Here is a 16,409-nt window from a genome sequence, read left to right as displayed (position 1 = left end):
AGTAAAACTACTATAAAAACAGGCCGCCTACTGTGGATGACACTGCTTACCCCTTGCTTGCCAAAGACCCACAACCCAGTCTGTTGCTGGCCAGTGATGCAAGCCCGCTGGCACTCAACCCGGCATTGCAGGCCTGGGTCGCCGAAGGGCCTGAGCTGGCTCGCTGGCTGCCGGCCAATTGCGCGGCCCTGGTGCGTGCCTGTCTGCGCCAGCATCGGGCGATCAGTGATGTCGAAGTGCAGGTCGGCGAACGCATCGTGCTGTGGACGTTCATGCCGGATAACCAGGGCCAGCAGGTGCTGGGCCGCTGCCGCGATGCCAGCGAAGAGCGCCATGGCGCACGCGAAGCCAGCCGCGCCCGGCGCCTGTATCGGCTGATCATCGAAAACACCACCGACCTGATTTCCCGGCACAGCCCCGATGGCCGCTTTCTCGATGCCTCACCGGCAGCCTACCGCCTGCTCGGCCTGTGGCCCGAGCAACTGCGTGGCATGCCTGTACATACCCTGCTGCATCCGCGCGAGCGGCGTCAGGTACTGCGCCAGGCCGCGGCCGCGCTGGACCAGGACGGCTACCACACGATGACCTGCCGGGTACGCCAGGCGACAGGTGACTACCGCTGGTTCGAAATCGCCAGCCGGGCGATCCGCGAGACCTACACCGGCGCGGTGGTGGAGGTGGTCAGCGTGTCCCGCGACATCACCTTGCGCATCGAAGCGCAGGAAAGCCTGGCGCACAGTGCCCGCCTCGCGACCCTGGGCGAGCTGGCCTCGGGCATCGCCCACGAGATCAATCAGCCACTGGCCGCGGTGGTCAACTATGCCAACGCCAGTCAGCGTTACCTGCAGGGCCTGGAACGTGATCCCCAGGCGCGCGAGCGGGTAGGCCAGGGCCTGCAGCGTATCAGCGAGCAGGCCACCCATGCCGCCGAAGTGATCCGCCGTCTGCGTGCCTTTCTGCGCAAGGAACCGCGCCGCCTGCAGGCACTGGACGTGGCCGAGCTGGCCGGCGAAGCCATGCGCCTGTGCGCCTGGGAAGCCGCGCGGGACCAGGTGCAGGTGGAACTTCGCATGAGCGCTCAACTGCCCTTGGTGTATGCCGACCGGGTGCTGCTGGAGCAGGTGCTGCTCAACCTGCTGCGCAATGCCATCGATGCCAATCGCGAGCAGCAGGGTGAGCGGCCGTCACGTATCCTGCTCTGCGCGGCGCGCGATGGCGATGGGGTGCTGGTCGAGGTCGCCGACCAGGGCCCGGGCGTGGCACCCGAGCGGCTGGATGAAATCTTTACGCCGTTTACCACCAGCAAGGCCGACGGCCTGGGCTTGGGCTTGAGCATGAGCCGCAGCCTGATCGAAGGCTTCGGTGGCAGCCTGTGGGCGCGGGCGGGTGACAACGGCGGTCTGGTACTGTGCTGCCGGCTGGCGGTCAGCAGGGAATAAGGGGAGGCAGTGTTGCAAGCAAAAGTGTATGTGGTCGATGACGACCAGGGTATGCGCGACTCTACGGTCTGGCTGCTGCAGTCGGTGGGCCTGCAAGCCTTGCCATTCGCCAGCGGGCAGGCGTTTCTCGACGCCTGCGTCGATGATGGGCCCGCGTGTGTGCTGTTGGATGTGCGCATGCCGGGGCTGGGCGGGTTGGCTGTGCAGCAGGCGATGCGCGAGCGTGGCCTGATGGTGCCGGTGATCTTCGTCAGCGGTCATGCCGATGTACCGATCGTGGTGCGGGCGTTCAAGGCCGGCGCCTGCGACTTCATCGAAAAACCCTACAACGACCAGTTGCTGCTCGACAGCGTTCAGGCTGCGCTGGAGCACGCCGGGCTGGCGCGACAGGGCGATCAGGCGCTGGCCTTGGTGCAGGCGCGCATCGACGGCCTGACGCCGCGTGAGCGAGACGTCTTCGTACCGTTGGCCCAAGGGTTGAACAACCGCGAGATTGCCGAGCAGTTGGGCATCAGCGTCAAGACCGTGGACCTGTACCGAGGCCGGGTGATGAAGCGGTTGCAGGCAGGCAGCCTCGCAGAGCTGGTGGGGATGGCGATTGCTTGCGGGGCGGTGGAGGCGCTGGGCCTGCGAGCGCGGTAGCCGCCTTTACGTAGCCCCTGGCAGGGGCGGCGTTGTGTGTCGCAATGGGCCGCAATGCGCGCCTGCTGGGGGCGGTGTGACAGCCAGAAAACACCCACTATTTCATAGCTAGCTAATGAAAGCTTTGACATTCACTGCCTAGGCAGTAATATTTCTACACACTTAACTGAGCAGCCAACGATGGCCCATTTTTCTCCCGAGAACTTCCAAACCTGCGCCATCGGCATGTTGCTTGGCCGTGCTGCGATTCTCAAAGACCGCATTCTTGACTGGCACCTGGAGTCAGAGGGCGTCACCGCCGCGCAGTTCAAAGTGCTGATCATCGTCACCCAGTACCAGGTGGATACCCCGGCCGAACTGTGCCGTTACCTGGGCCTGGACAGCGGATCGATGACCCGCATGCTCGACCGCCTCGAGCAGAAGGAGCTGATCGTGCGCAACCGCTGCGCCGACGACCGTCGCCAGGTGCGCCTGGCACTCACCGCTGACGGCCAGCGCCTGGCCAACCGCCTGCCGGAAATTGGCGCCGCCGCCATGAACGAGTTGTGCGGCGTGCTGGCACCAGAGGAGCTCAAGACCCTGGAAGGCCTGCTGGCCAAGGTGCTGCTCGGTGCTGGCGACCCGTTGACGATCCGCCGCTTCGGCGACCGTTGAACCCTGTAACGAATTATCCAAGGTATTGTCATGGCCACTCCCGCAGACACCCCGACTCCCTCCGTCTCGCCCGAGCCGTCGCGCAAGCGCAAGGCTTGGCTGCTTGGCCTGCTGTTGCTGCTGATCCTGGCAGGGGTCGGCACCTGGGCCTGGTACAGCATTGTCGGGCGTTGGCACGAAAGCACCGACGATGCGTATGTCAACGGCAACGTGGTGGAGATCACCCCGCTGGTCGCTGGCACCGTTACCAGCATCGGGGCCGATGACGGCGACCTGGTCCACGCCGGCCAGGTGTTGCTGCAATTCGACCCGGCCGACAGCGAAGTGGCCTTGCAGTCCGCCGAAGCCAAGCTGGCACGCAGCGTGCGGCAGGTGCGCGGGCTGTATAGCAACGTCGACTCGCTGAAGGCTCAACTGGAAACGCGCCAAGCCGAACTGCGCAAGGCGCAGCAGGACTTCAACCGGCGCAAGGTGCTGGCTGACAGCGGTGCGATTGCCGCCGAAGAACTGTCCCATGCCCGCGACGACCTGAGCGTTGCCCAGGCCGCCGTCAACAGCGCGCGGCAACAGCTCAGCACCAGCAGCGCGCTGGTCGACGACACCGTGGTGTCCTCGCACCCCGATGTCATGGCTGCAGCTGCCGACCTGCGCCAGGCCTACCTCGACCACGCCCGCACCACATTGGTCGCGCCGGTCACCGGCTACGTCGCCAAGCGTACCGTCCAGTTGGGTCAGCGCCTGCAACCGGGCACCGCGACCATGGCGGTCATCCCGCTGGATCAGGTGTGGATCGATGCCAACTTCAAGGAAACCCAGCTGCGAGAGATGCGCATCGGCCAGCCGGTGGAGATCACCGCTGATGTGTACGGCAGCGAGGTCAAGTACAGCGGCACGGTCGACAGCCTTGGCGCGGGCACCGGCAGCGCCTTTGCCTTGCTGCCGGCGCAGAACGCCACCGGTAACTGGATCAAGATTGTCCAGCGAGTACCCGTGCGCATCCACCTCAGCCCCGACCAGCTCAAGGACCACCCGCTACGTATTGGCCTGTCCACCGTGGTTGAAGTCGACCTGCATGACCAGAGCGGCCCGACCCTGGCCCAGCAGCCACCGCAGAAGGCCAGCTACACCACCCAGGTGTATGACCACCAGATGATCGAAGCCGACAACCTGATCGCCCGGCTGATTCACGAGAACAGTGCAACCGGCAAGACGGCGCAACGATGAGCAACAATGCCGCTGCCCAGTTCACGCCGCCAAGTCTGCTGCTGACCACCATCGGCCTGTCGCTCGCGACGTTCATGCAGGTGCTGGACACCACCATCGCCAACGTGGCCCTGCCGACCATTTCCGGCAACCTGGGGGTGAGCTACGAGCAAGGCACCTGGGTCATCACCTCGTTCGCGGTGAGCAACGCTATCGCCTTGCCGCTGACCGGCTGGCTGAGCCGGCGCTTTGGTGAAGTGAAACTGTTCATCTGGGCCACGCTGCTGTTCGTGCTGGCTTCGTTCCTGTGCGGTATCGCCCAGTCGATGCCCGAGTTGGTCGGGTTTCGCGTCTTGCAGGGTGTGGTCGCCGGGCCGCTTTACCCGATGACCCAGACTCTGCTGATTGCTGTCTACCCCCCGGCAAAACGGGGGATGGCACTGGCGCTGCTGGCGATGGTCACGGTGGTGGCGCCGATTGCCGGGCCGATTCTTGGGGGCTGGATTACCGATAGCTACAGCTGGCCATGGATCTTCTTCATCAATGTGCCCATCGGCCTGTTCGCTGCTGCCGTGGTGCGCCAGCAGATGCGCACGCGTCCGGTGGTCACCAGCCGCCAGCCGATGGATTACATTGGCCTGCTGACCCTTATTATCGGCGTCGGGGCCTTGCAGGTAGTGCTGGACAAGGGCAACGACCTGGACTGGTTCGAGTCGTCGTTCATCATTGTCGGCAGCCTGATTTCGGTGGTGTTCCTGGCGGTGTTCGTGATCTGGGAGCTGACCGACCGGCACCCGGTGGTCAACTTGCGCCTGTTCGTGCACCGCAACTTCCGCATTGGCACCATTGTGCTGGTCGGAGGGTATGCCGGGTTCTTCGGTATCAACCTGATCCTGCCGCAGTGGTTGCAGACGCAGATGGGCTATACCGCGACCTGGGCAGGCCTGGCGGTGGCGCCGATCGGTTTGCTGCCGGTGATCATGTCGCCGTTCGTGGGCAAATATGCGCACCGGTTCGACTTGCGGGTGCTGGCTGGGTTGGCGTTCCTGGCGATTGGCACCAGTTGCTACATGCGTGCCGGTTTCACCAGCGAGGTGGACTTCCAGCACGTGGCCTTGGTGCAGTTGTTCATGGGGATTGGCGTGGCGTTGTTCTTCATGCCGACCTTGAGCATTCTGCTGTCTGACCTGCCGCCGCACCAGATTGCCGACGGTTCGGGGCTGGCTACATTCCTGCGAACCTTGGGCGGGAGTTTTGCGGCTTCGTTGACTACCTGGATCTGGATTCGTCGGGCGGATCAGCACCATGCCTATCTGAGTGAGCACATCAGCCAGTTCGACCCGACGACGCGGCATACCCTTGAGCAGTTGGGCGGCGCCAGCCCGCAGAGTTACGCGCAGCTGGAGCAGATACTCAATGGTCAGGCTTACATGATGTCGACGGTGGATTATTTCACCTTGATGAGCTGGGTGTTTGCCGGGTTGATTCTGCTGGTGTGGTTCGCCAAGCCGCCCTTTACCGCCAAGGCGGGCCCGGCATCGGCGGGGCATTGAGCTAAAATCAAGGCAAGATCCCGATGCTCTCGCTCTCGCTTCGGCTTTTGATTTTGCTTCTAAGCGCGCGATAGCCCAGGCGCCGCGGATTGCGACTTCAGGAGGCCGAGCGCAGGGCTTGCGAAGGGAGGTGACGGGCATGGATGCCCGTCAAGCGCTGGGCCCCAGGATGGGGCCTGCAGCGCGGTCCTCCCGGGAGCAAGCCCGGAGCGAGGGAACCCCGGAGCGTAGCGCAGGGGCCGGATGATAGGAGCCAGCGTTTTTTGGTTACTTTTTGTCGCGTTTGACAAAAAGTGACCCGCCGTAAGGGCGGAAGGGTGACTATGCGCCACCTGCGTGAATGAATACCTACTCGATGTGAATGCCCACATCCAAGAAGCAAGAAGCAAGAAGCAAGAAGCAAATTCGTCTGTTTTGACTCAGCGAACAGTCCATTCGCGATGGCGACGCTGACTCACCTTTTCGCCCTTACGGCGAGTCACTTTTTGTCAAACGCGACAAAAAGTAACCAAAAAACGCTGCGGGTATGACTCACCCACATAGGTTACAAATCAGTTCACGCACATAGGTAACAGTCTTTAACTGGCAAGGTCGGTTTTCGAGGATCTGACCATGCCTTGGCGAGAGCTGAAACCTATGGACCTGAAAATGCTTTTCATCGCGGATTACCTGCAAGGGCCGCCCAGCTTCAGCGCCCTGTGCCAGGCCTACGAGATCAGCCGTAAGACCGGCTACAAATGGGTCGAGCGATATGAGAAAGAGGGGCCTTCGGGGCTGGAAGAACGCAGCCGCCGCCGGTTGACGCAGAACTGGGTCGTCCCCGCTGCAGTTCGCGAAGCCATCATCGAACTGCGCAGTCGAGGCGAAACGGAACCTGGTCCGAAAAAGATCCAGGCTGCGCTGCAGGAGCGCTTCCCTGATCAGGCGCCGCCTTCTAAGACAGCGATTTACAACATCCTCAAGAAGGCCGAGTTGGTCAACCCACGCCGTTTACGTCAGCGTGTAGCGGTCTACCCCAAGCCACTGGAGAAGGCAGAGTCGCCTAACCAGCTGTTCAGTGCTGACTACAAGGGCCAATTTCTGACAGGCGCAGGCGTCTGGTGCTATCCACTAACGATCATGGATCACGCCAGCCGCTTCCTGCTCGCCTGCCACAGCATGCCTAATACCAACCTTCTGGAAACGCAGGCCGTTTTCACCCAGGTGTTTCGGGAAAATGGCCTGCCTGAGCGTATTCGTACCGATAACGGTGTGCCGTTTGCCAGTAAAGGACGTGCAGGACTTTCTCAGCTGTCCATCTGGTGGCTGCGTCTAGGCATCATTCCTGAGCGCATTGCACCTGGAAGGCCTGAGCAAAATGGCCGCCACGAACGCATGCATCGGACACTCAAAAGCACGCTGCCATCACCGCCGGCAGTGGCCTGGGAAGCTCAACAGCGGCATTTTGATCGCTTTCGACAACACTACAATTACGAGCGCTTGCATGAAGCACTGAAACAGAAAACACCGGCGTCTTGCTACCAGCCCTCACCACGCCCATTCCCTGAAAAACTTCCTGAGATGACCTACCCCAGCCATGTCGAGAGTTTACCGGCGGATAGCTGCGGCATCATTAACCGCCGTGGCCTGAGGATCTACGTAGGTTACGTGCTCAAGCACCAGACCATTGGGCTGGAGCAAGTCGGAGATGGCATTTGGGATGTTATTTTCGGTCCCATCATCCTTGGTAGAGTCGATGTGCGGGATGCCACTGATGGTTATGTAACACTCAAGGTGTTGTCACCTATGTGAGTGAACTTTTGTGTAACCCATGTGGGTGACCCGTACATGCGCTCCCATCATCCGGCCCCTGCGCTGCGCTCCGGGGTTCCCTCACTCCGGCCTTGCTCCCGGCAGGACCGCGCCGAAGGCCCCATCCTGGGGCCTCAGCGCTTGACGGGCATCCATGCCCGTCACCTGCCTCCGCAAGGCCTGCGTTCGGCCTCCTGAAGTCGCGAAGATCAAGATCAAGATCAAAAGCAAGATCAACAGCCAGATCAACAGCCACATCAACAGCAGAGGGTTGGCTGTGCTGATCTTCGTCATTCCAACGCAGCGCCATTTCGCCTATTGTCGATGCTCCCTTCCCCAAACCATTGGCAAACCCATGGAGAACGTCATTGTCATCACCGGCGGCAGCCGCGGTATCGGCGCCGCCACTGCGCTGCTGGCCGCCCGCCAGGGCTACCGCATCTGCATCAACTATCTCGCCGATGACCAGGCCGCCGAAGCCATCCTCAGCCAGGTCCGCGCCCTGGGCGCCGAGGCCATCGCGGTGCGTGCCGACGTCAGCGTCGAAGATGAAATCATCCAGCTGTTCCTGCGCGTCGACGATGAGCTCGGCCCGGTCACCGCACTGGTCAACAACGCCGGCACCATCGGCCAGCAGAGCAGGGTCGAGGACATGTCCGAGTTCCGTCTGCTGAACGTCATGAAGACCAACGTCGTCGGCCCCATGCTCTGCGCCAAGCACGCCCTGCTGCGCATGGCGCGCCGGCATGGCGGGCAAGGCGGGGCCATCGTCAACGTATCATCGGTCGCCGCACGCCTGGGTTCGCCCAACGAATATGTCGACTATGCCGCCTCCAAGGGCGCGCTCGACACCTTCACCATCGGCCTGGCCAAAGAAGTGGCAGGCGAGGGCGTGCGCGTCAATGGCGTACGACCGGGCTATATTCATACCGGTTTCCATGCGCTTTCTGGCGACCCGGATCGCGTCAGCAAGCTTGAACCTGGCTTGCCCATGGGCCGAGGAGGGTATCCCGAGGAAGTGGCCGAGGCCATCCTCTGGTTGCTCTCGGACAAAGCCTCCTATGCCACCGGCAGTTTCATCGACCTGGGCGGCGGGCGCTGAGCGCGCCCGTCAAGGTTCCAGCAGCTCGCGAACCCGCTCTGCCAGTGCTTCCAGTTCGAACGGCTTGGTCAACACCAACGTACCTTGCAGCGGTTGGCCGTCGCTGAGCGCCGCGCTCTCATCGTAACCGGTGATCAACAGCACCTTGAGGTCCGGGTAGCGCTCACGGCAGCGTTCGGCTACCTGGCGGCCATTCAGGCCGCCAGGCAGGCCGACATCGCTCAGCAGCAAGTCTGGCCGTTCGCCGCTTTGCAGGTGGGTGAGGGCAGACGGACCGTTCTCGAAGGCGTCCACCCGATAGCCCAGCTCTTCCAACACTTCGCCAATCACCAGGCGCAAGGCCGTCTGATCTTCAACCAACAGAATGCGTTTTGCAGTCTCGCTGCTTCTTTGCAAGAGCGCGCGCGGAGGTTTGCTGATTGGCGCCTGGGCTTGCTCGTGGTGGCGGGGTAACAGCAGCTCGATGCGGGTACCCTCGCCAGGCACCGACAGCACCCGTAATTGCCCACCCGACTGGCGCACGAAGCCATAGGTCATGGACAGACCCAGGCCGGTGCCCTGGCCCATCGGCTTGGTGGTGAAGAACGGCTCGACTGCGCGCTCGACGACTTCAGCCGACATGCCGCTACCGTTGTCGACGATGCTCAGCCGCACGAACTCGCTGGCCGGCAGTTCCAGTGCCACGGCCTGCTCGTCGTCAAGCAGCAGGTTGTCGCCGATGATCTCGATCACACCACCGGCAGGCATGGCATCGCGCGCGTTGATGCATAAGTTGAGCAAGGCGCTTTCCAGTTGGGGAGGGTCGATGAAGGTCGGCCACAGCTGGCTGGCAAAGCGGCTGCTCAGGGTAATCGCCGGGCCGATGGTGCGGCGCAGCAGGTCTTCCATGCCGGCCACCAAGGTGGCCACTTGCGTGGAGCAGGGTTGCAGGGTCTGCTGGCGGGAGAAGGCCAGCAGCCGGTGCACCAGCGAAGAGGCCCGCTGCGCCGCGCTGCTGGACAGCTCCAGCAAGGGCGCCAGGGCGTCGAAGCGTGACTGCTCAAGGCGTTGCCGCATCAGCTCCTGGGCGCCCAGGATGCCGCCCAGCAAGTTGTTGAAGTCGTGGGCTATGCCGCCACTGAGCTGGCCTACGGCTTCCATCTTCTGTGCCTGGCGCAGCGCCGCTTCGGCCTTGGCCAAGCGTTCCTGCTCCTGTACTCGCTCACTGATGTCATAGGCGAACAGAAACGCGCCATGTACCTCGCCTTCTGGGTCGCGCAAGGCGTTGAAGCGCAACTCATAATGGCGCAGCGCGGGGGGCTTGCCGAAGGTGCCGATCTCGATGAACTGCTCGCCTGCCAGGGCGCGCTGCCACATCGGCAGAACAGGCGTCTGGCCGGCGGTGCCATCCTCGAACAACCCGGGCAGGTATTCGCCGATTTCGGGTGTCCTCCCGTACAGCAGGTGGAAGTCATGCCTGGCCTGGCGATTGACAGCCAGCCAGCGCAGGTCCTTGTCGATCACATGCACATTGACCACACTGTGATCGACCAGCTCGGCAAACAAGCGTCGCTCCGCCAGTGCGGCATTCACCCGTTGTTCGAGCTCTTCGTTCAGGCGCTGCAGGGCCTGCTCTGCACGCCGGCGTTCGGTGACATCCTTGAACAGTACCGCTACCTGGCGTTTCTCGGCAGGTTCTATGCGAAAAGTGGTCACCGACAGCACGTGGCCCGTGGCAATCAGTTCCTGCTCGAAGTGCAGCGGTTCGCCGGTGCGAAGCACCGCGCCATAGCGGGCCACCCAGTCATCCGCCTCATCGGGCACCATCTCGCGCAGTTTTTGCCCGACCACGTTGGGGATGCCGGCGTGTTTGGCATAGGCTGCGTTGGCCAGCACGTGCACGTAGTCACTCAGGGGGCCATGGGGGCCATCGAAGAACTCGATGATGCAGAAGCCTTCGTCCATGGTGTCGAACAGTGAGCGATAGAAGTCCTGGTCGTGCGCCTGGTGGCTTGCAAGCCGTTGCGCCAGCAGTGTGTTCTGTCGCTGGAGGTCTTCGACTTGTTGGCGCAGTGAGTTCAGATCACAAGAAGGCATGCCTGCGTCCGGCCAATGAAAAGTCCTGACTTTAACGTGTTCACCTGCAGGCGAATAGCCACTCAGGGTGACTGGGCGGTGCTCCCCAGCAGCCGTTCAAGCGCCTGGGCAAGTGCTTGAAGATCGAATGGCTTGGCCAGCAGTTCGGTGCGCCGGTCGGGCCGCGCTTTTGCCGCACTGTGCGCAAGGTCATAGCCTGTGATCAGCAGCACCGCTGCATGGGGTGCAATACATCGACAGGCGTCCGCGAGTTGGTAGCCATCGATACCCCCAGGCAGGCCGACATCGGTGATCAGCAAGTCCGGTGCAGGGGCTTCCCGCAAGGCCTTGTATGCCTGCCGGCCATCTTCGAATGCCTGAACTTCATGGCCCTGGTCCAGCAATACCTCCAGCATGACCATGCGCAGGGCCGGCTCGTCTTCCACCAGCATCACCTTGCACGCGCGCTGCTGAAGTGAGACCGCAGGTGCAGGCCCCTCGACGTGGGGGCAGGGTGAAGCGGCGGCGACGCTTTCATCGCAGGGGAGATACAGGTTGATGGCGGTACCCTGGCCAGGCGTGCTATCGATGACCAACTGGCCACCGGATTGCCGCACAAAGCCGTAGACCATGGACAACCCAAGGCCAGTGCCCTGGCCGAGCGGCTTGGTTGTGAAGAAGGGCTCAAGGGCGCGCTGCATCACTGCTTTGGACATGCCCATGCCGGTGTCTTCAACGCGGATACGCAGAAACTGGCCAGCGGCCAGGCCCAGTTGCCTGGCTTCGGCGCCTTGCACTTCGACATTGGCGCAACCGATGCTCAAGGTGCCGCCAAGCGGCATGGCGTCACGTGCGTTGATGCACAGGTTGAGCAGCGCGTTTTCCAGTTGCTGTGCGTCTATTCGGATGGGCCATAGTCCGGCATGTGTCTGGTCGTGGTAGTCGACATAGGGGCCGGTGGAGCTGCTGATCAGGTCGTGCATACCGGCCACCAGTTGCTGCACATCGACCCGCTGCGGGACCAGCGTCTGCTGCCGTGAGAATGCCAGCAAGCGCTGCACCAAGGCTGCGGCGCGTTGGGCGTTGTGCCGGCTGAGTTCAAGCAGCTGCGCGGTGTGCGCCAGGCGTTGCTGCACCAGACGTTGCCCGGCCAGTTCCAGGGCGCCAAGGATGCTGGCCAGCAGGTTGTTGAAGTCATGGGCAATCCCGCCGGTCAACTGGCCGACCGCCTCCATCTTCTGCGCCTGGCGCAGTGCTTCTTCGGCCTGCTGCAGGCGTTCCTGTTCGGTCACGCGCTGCGTGATGTCATAGGCGAACAGGTAGCCGCCCTGAATTCGCTGCTGAGCATCGAGCCACGGGTGGTAGCGAATTTCGTAGTGGCGTGGTGCGTCGTCCAGCCCGAAGGTGACGGTGTCGATGAACGCTTCCCCTGCCAGTATGCGCGGCCATATCGGGGCCAGGCGGCCCATGATGTCGGGTTGATCGGTCAGGAACTGGGGTACGTAGTCGCCAATCTGCGGCACGAAGCCTCGGTAACGTTCGAAGGTTTCGCGCGCCGTGCGATTGATGGCCAACAGGCGCATCCTGCGGTCGGCAGCAAACACGTTGGCCGGGCTGTTGTCGAGCAGTTCTCCAAGCAGCCTGTCATGCGCCTGGACGCTGTCTTCGCGCTCTGCCAGGCGTGCTTCCAGTTCTGCGACACGCGCTTGCAATTGTGCAAAGGACGCAAGCGTATCTGGCTGCATGACGAAGGCCTGATGATCGGATCGAGCAACTATAGTCGCCCCTCGGGCCCCTCGCTATCAGAACGAGCGAATGATCCGCCCGAGGGTTTCCATGGCCTGTTCGGCGCCGTCATGCCAGGGGCTGCCGTAGTTCAGGCGGATGCAATTGCCAAAGCGTCGGGTGGGCGAAAAGATCGGCCCAGGGGCGATGCTGATGCCTTGGGCCAAGGCCATGTGGAACAGCTTGAGGGCGTCCATCTGCTCGGGCAGTTCCAGCCACAGGAAGTAGCCGCCGGAGGGCTGGCTGACCCGTGTCTGCGCCGGGAAGTGGCGGGCGATGGCTGCCAGCATGTTGGCCTGCTGGCCCTCCAGCGCGTAGCGCAGCTTGCGCAGGTGGCGGTCGTAGCCGCCGTGTTGCAGGTAGTCGGCGATGGCCGCCTGGGCCGGCATGGAGGCACACAGGGAGGTCATCAGTTTCAACCGCTCGATCTTCTGCGCAAAGCGCCCGGCGGCCACCCAGCCAATGCGATAGCCCGGTGCCAGGCTTTTGGCGAACGAGCCGCAGTGCATGACCAGGCCCTGAGTGTCGAAGGCCTTGGCGGGTTTGGGCGCCTGTTGCGAGTAGTACAGCTCGGCGTACACGTCGTCTTCGATCAACGGCACCTGATGGCGTGCCAGCAACTCCACCAGCGCCTGTTTCTTGGCCTCCGGCATGCTTGCACCCACCGGGTTCTGGAAATTGGTCATGCACCACACGGCCTTTACCGGGTGCTTTTCCAGGGTCTGCGCCAGCACCCCCAGGTCCATGCCCTCGCGCGGGTGCACGGGGATTTCCACAGCCTTGAGCTTGAGCCGCTCCAGCACCTGCAGGCAGGCATAGAAGGCCGGGGCCTCGATGGCGACCAGGTCGCCCGGCTGGGTCACGGCCTGCAGGCACAGGTTCAGGGCCTCCAGTGCGCCGTTGGTGATCAGCAGCTCTTCCATCGGCAGCATCAGCCCACCGACCATGTAGCGCAGGGCGATCTGCCGGCGCAGCTGCGGGTTGCCGGGGGACAGATCGGTCACCACCATGCGCGGGTCCATGCTGCGGCTGGCACTGGCCAGTGAGCGGGACAGGCGTTGCAGCGGGAACAGCTCAGGGCTGGGAAAGGCTGAGCCGAAGGCAATGGTGTTGGGGTCCTTGATCGAGTCGAGGATCGAAAATACCAAGGCGCTGACGTCGACATCGGTAGACTCGCTCACCGGCTGCAGCGCCTGCGGCTCGCTGAACTGACGCGGCACGTGGGCGTTGACGAAATACCCGGAGCGCGGCCGGGCGCGGATCAGCCCGCGCCGTTCCAGCAGGTAATAGGCCTGGAACACGGTGGACGGGCTGACCCCGTGGGTCTGGCTGGCGTAGCGCACGGACGGCACGCGCTGGCCGGGGCCCAGCACCCCGGAGCGGATCAGTTCGGCAATGTCATCGGCGAAGCGTTCGTAGCGTTTCATTCTGGCCTTCTGTCCAAGCCTGGCAGGCAAGGTGGCGTGAGTGTAAGGGATCAGCGGTTCATGGGGGCGACGAAGCGACTGTGCGCCACGCTGCGGATAGCGGGGTCGTCACGCTCGCTGATTTCAAAGCTCAGCGTCTGCGAGCTGCTGGTCGGGCGCTCGGCGAGCATCGCCACCGACACCGGCAGTTCGCTCATTTCGCCAGCAGGGATGACCAGTGCGCTATTGCCCTGCAGGGTGAAACCGTCAGCGTCCAGCAGGCGCAATTGATAGTGCTGGGTACGTTCGGTCTTGTTGATGACCTTGAGCAGGTAAATGTTCTCGATCTGGCCTTGGGCGTTTTCGCGGAACAGGCCGCGGTCCTTGATCACATCCAGCGATACCATCGGGCGCATCTGCAGGGCCACCACCAGTGCCCCGATCATGACCAGCAGTGCGGCAGCGTAGCCCAACAGGCGCGGGCGCAGCCAGTGGGTGGTACCGCCTTGCAGGCTGTGCTCGGACTTGTAGCCAATCAGGCCGCGGGCGTAACCCATCTTGTCCATTACCCCGTCACAGGCGTCGATGCACGCGGCACAGCCGATGCAAGCCATCTGCAAGCCATCACGGATGTCGATGCCGGTGGGGCACACCTGCACGCACAGGGTGCAATCGATGCAGTCGCCCAGTCCCTGGGCACCGACGTCACTGCCTTTCTTGCGCGGACCACGGGCTTCGCCACGACGCGGGTCGTAAGCGACCGCCAGGGTGTCCTTGTCGAACATCACGCTCTGGAAGCGCGCATACGGGCACATGTGCAGGCATACCGCTTCACGCAGCAGGCCGGCATTGATGTAGGTAGCGGCCGTGAAGAACAGCACCCAGAACAGTGCCACACCGCCCAGTTGCAAGGTGAGCAATTCTGCGGCCAGTGGCCGGATCGGGGTGAAGTAGCCGACGAAGGTCAGCCCCGTGAGCACGCCAATGGCCAACCACAGGCTGTGTTTGAGCGTGCGACGGGCCAGTTTGTGCAGGCTCCAGGGCGCCGCGGCCAGCTTTATGCGCTGGTTGCGGTCCCCCTCGGTAACCTTTTCGCACCACATGAATAGCCAGGTCCAGGTGCTTTGTGGGCAACTGTAACCGCACCAGACGCGCCCGGCGTAGACGGTGATGGCGAACAGGCCAAAGGCACAGATGATCAGCAGCGCCGACAGCAGGATGAAGTCCTGTGGCCAGAAGGTGGCGCCGAAGATGTGGAACTTGCTGTTCCCCAGGTCCCACAGTACGGCCTGGCGGCCGTTCCAGTTCAGCCAGGCCGTGCCGAAGAACAGCACGAACAGGGCGCCGGCAAAGCCGATGCGCAGGTTACGGTAAAGCCCGGTAAAGCTGCGGGTATGGATGCCGCTGTCGGTGCGTCGCGCTTGGATGCTGGCTGGGGCGGTGGCGATCTCTGTAAAAGGGATTCTATCGTTCATGGTTCGGTGCTCATCAGGCCTCGATCAGGCATGAGCACTATGGCGCTGAAGCTGTTATCAGCACAGGTTCAGATTTTACGATAAAAACCATATCAGATTTGCCGCATGGCCCCGCCAGGCCTCATATCACCGAGCCTGGCGCGCTGGCCTTCAGATGCCTGCGGCTATCCACCGCACCCGCCACGGTCAGTGCATCGGCCTCGGTTTCGGTAATGGGCACGCGTTGGCCGGCCAGTATGGCCACCGACATACGCAACTGTTCGTCGGTGATGATCTCGATGTCCGGGCCTTCGCCCTCGATGCGCAGGCCTTCGCCGATCAGCGTGCAGCGGCGGGTGGTTTCGTCGATTTCAATGGGCATGGTGGGGTCCTCCCGGGGTGATTACAGGGTGGACCACGGTCAGGGGCCAGTTGCTGCATCAGCAAGCTGAGCGGCACTTTGCAGTACGTGTGACGGTCAACCATGCAGAGGGCAGGCCTGCTGACGTGGCAGGCGGATTCATAAAGCTCAAGCAGGGGAAACAACTGCGATGGACGTCATCTGGCAAGCAATCCAGGCGGAATTCGCCGATGTCACCGATGAGCGCGAGGTCACGCAAATCCTTGTGCGCTTGCTGATGGCTGCTGTGCTCGGCGCAGTACTGGGCTTCGAGCGCGAACACAAGGGCAAGTCTGCCGGAGTGCGTACCCACATGCTGGTGTCGCTGGGGGCCGCCCTGTTCGTGCTGGCGCCCAGTATGGCGGGGGCCGATGAACAGGCACTCAGTCGGGTGATCCAGGGCATCGTTGCCGGTATCGGTTTTCTCGGTGCGGGTACCATTCTGAAGGGTAACGGCCAGGACACCAGCCATGTGAAGGGCCTGACGACCGCTGCCGGGCTATGGATGACGGCTGCCATCGGCACGGCGGCTGGCATGGGACGCGAAGCCACGGCGCTGATCAGCACGGTACTGGCCCTGCTGGTACTGGGCACGATGCCGTTGCTGGTGGAGAAGGTCGAAGGGCAGGATGAGGAGAAGCAGAAGGAGGAAGAGGGCAGGAAGCACTGAGGGGAGCCGAAGCTCCCCTCAAAGCGTTGTTGCCTGCTCTTTTTTTATTATTGGGACCGGCCTTTTGTTGTTTTTGTCGGCTTGTCCTGGTGTTGCGGGCGACCCCCATGCGGGGTCAAGAGCAAACGTATTTTTTTGAGCGCTGACCTGCTTTCATCATTGCTGATCCGAACCTGGCTGCCCCTACCTTGAGGTAGTTTTATTGTTCTGTGCCAGACCGCGGGGCGAACCCCTGAAAAGCGTGTCGACTCCAAA

At 62.6% G+C, this 16,409-nt stretch carries 13 protein-coding genes; 8 read left to right on the top strand and 5 right to left on the bottom strand.

The annotated features are described in order from the left end of the window. Positions 1-32: 32 nt before the first annotated feature. The 7 genes from ACZ889_RS20715 to ACZ889_RS20685 all read left to right on the top strand — a co-directional run bounded on the left by ACZ889_RS20715 (position 33) and on the right by ACZ889_RS20685 (position 8,384). Positions 33-1,439, top strand: coding sequence for a sensor histidine kinase (locus tag ACZ889_RS20715; protein ID WP_180689827.1), 1,407 nt, complete (start codon positions 33-35; stop codon positions 1,437-1,439). Between the two features lie 9 nt (positions 1,440-1,448). Then, positions 1,449-2,081, top strand: coding sequence for a response regulator transcription factor (locus ACZ889_RS20710; protein WP_010954406.1), 633 nt, complete (start codon positions 1,449-1,451; stop codon positions 2,079-2,081). Between the two features lie 180 nt (positions 2,082-2,261). After that, a complete protein-coding gene (locus ACZ889_RS20705; RefSeq protein ID WP_003247811.1) occupies positions 2,262-2,735 on the top strand; it encodes a MarR family winged helix-turn-helix transcriptional regulator in 474 nt (157 codons plus the stop codon). A 30-nt stretch (positions 2,736-2,765) separates the two neighbouring features. After that, positions 2,766-3,959: an HlyD/EmrA/EmrK family protein gene (locus ACZ889_RS20700; RefSeq protein WP_180689828.1), complete on the top strand. Its 1,194-nt coding sequence runs from the start codon at positions 2,766-2,768 to the stop codon at positions 3,957-3,959. Next, positions 3,956-5,491, top strand: coding sequence for a DHA2 family efflux MFS transporter permease subunit (locus tag ACZ889_RS20695; RefSeq protein WP_004575310.1), 1,536 nt, complete (start codon positions 3,956-3,958; stop codon positions 5,489-5,491). The genes ACZ889_RS20700 and ACZ889_RS20695 overlap by 4 nt, the downstream gene beginning before the upstream one ends. Before the next feature lie 612 nt (positions 5,492-6,103). Then, positions 6,104-7,282 (top strand): integrase core domain-containing protein, encoded by a 1,179-nt coding sequence (locus tag ACZ889_RS20690; RefSeq protein ID WP_012053106.1) that lies wholly within the window; start codon positions 6,104-6,106, stop codon positions 7,280-7,282. A gap of 355 nt (positions 7,283-7,637) precedes the next feature. Further along, positions 7,638-8,384 carry an SDR family oxidoreductase gene (locus tag ACZ889_RS20685; protein ID WP_476258029.1) on the top strand — a complete coding sequence of 249 codons (747 nt, stop codon included), beginning with the start codon at positions 7,638-7,640 and terminating at the stop codon, positions 8,382-8,384. Between the two features lie 9 nt (positions 8,385-8,393). On the opposite strand, the gene ACZ889_RS20680 is transcribed toward ACZ889_RS20685, so the two are convergent. The 5 genes from ACZ889_RS20680 to ACZ889_RS20660 form a co-directional block, all read right to left on the bottom strand. Beyond that, on the bottom strand, positions 8,394-10,460 hold the full coding sequence (locus ACZ889_RS20680; RefSeq protein WP_180689829.1) for a PAS domain-containing protein: 2,067 nt from the start codon (positions 10,458-10,460) through the stop codon (positions 8,394-8,396). A 62-nt stretch (positions 10,461-10,522) separates the two neighbouring features. Then, positions 10,523-12,184, bottom strand: a complete 1,662-nt coding sequence (locus ACZ889_RS20675; RefSeq protein WP_180689830.1) for a PAS domain-containing sensor histidine kinase — start codon at positions 12,182-12,184, stop codon at positions 10,523-10,525. Between the two features lie 57 nt (positions 12,185-12,241). Further along, positions 12,242-13,651 carry a GntR family transcriptional regulator MpaR gene (gene mapR / locus ACZ889_RS20670; RefSeq protein WP_003247831.1) on the bottom strand — a complete coding sequence of 470 codons (1,410 nt, stop codon included), beginning with the start codon at positions 13,649-13,651 and terminating at the stop codon, positions 12,242-12,244. A 50-nt stretch (positions 13,652-13,701) separates the two neighbouring features. After that, on the bottom strand, positions 13,702-15,105 hold the full coding sequence (gene ccoG / locus ACZ889_RS20665) for a cytochrome c oxidase accessory protein CcoG (RefSeq protein ID WP_180689831.1): 1,404 nt from the start codon (positions 15,103-15,105) through the stop codon (positions 13,702-13,704). A 121-nt stretch (positions 15,106-15,226) separates the two neighbouring features. Continuing rightward, a complete protein-coding gene (locus tag ACZ889_RS20660) occupies positions 15,227-15,466 on the bottom strand; it encodes a DUF3203 family protein (RefSeq protein ID WP_003247835.1) in 240 nt (79 codons plus the stop codon). A gap of 169 nt (positions 15,467-15,635) precedes the next feature. On the opposite strand from ACZ889_RS20660, the gene ACZ889_RS20655 reads away from it, so the two are divergent. Next, positions 15,636-16,154, top strand: coding sequence for an MgtC/SapB family protein (locus ACZ889_RS20655; protein ID WP_003247836.1), 519 nt, complete (start codon positions 15,636-15,638; stop codon positions 16,152-16,154). Positions 16,155-16,409 lie beyond the last annotated feature (255 nt).

Source organism: Pseudomonas sp. TE3895 (assembly GCF_056278855.1).
The sequence above is the reverse complement of the archived record's forward strand: the minus strand, read 5'-3'. Positions and strand labels throughout refer to the sequence as shown.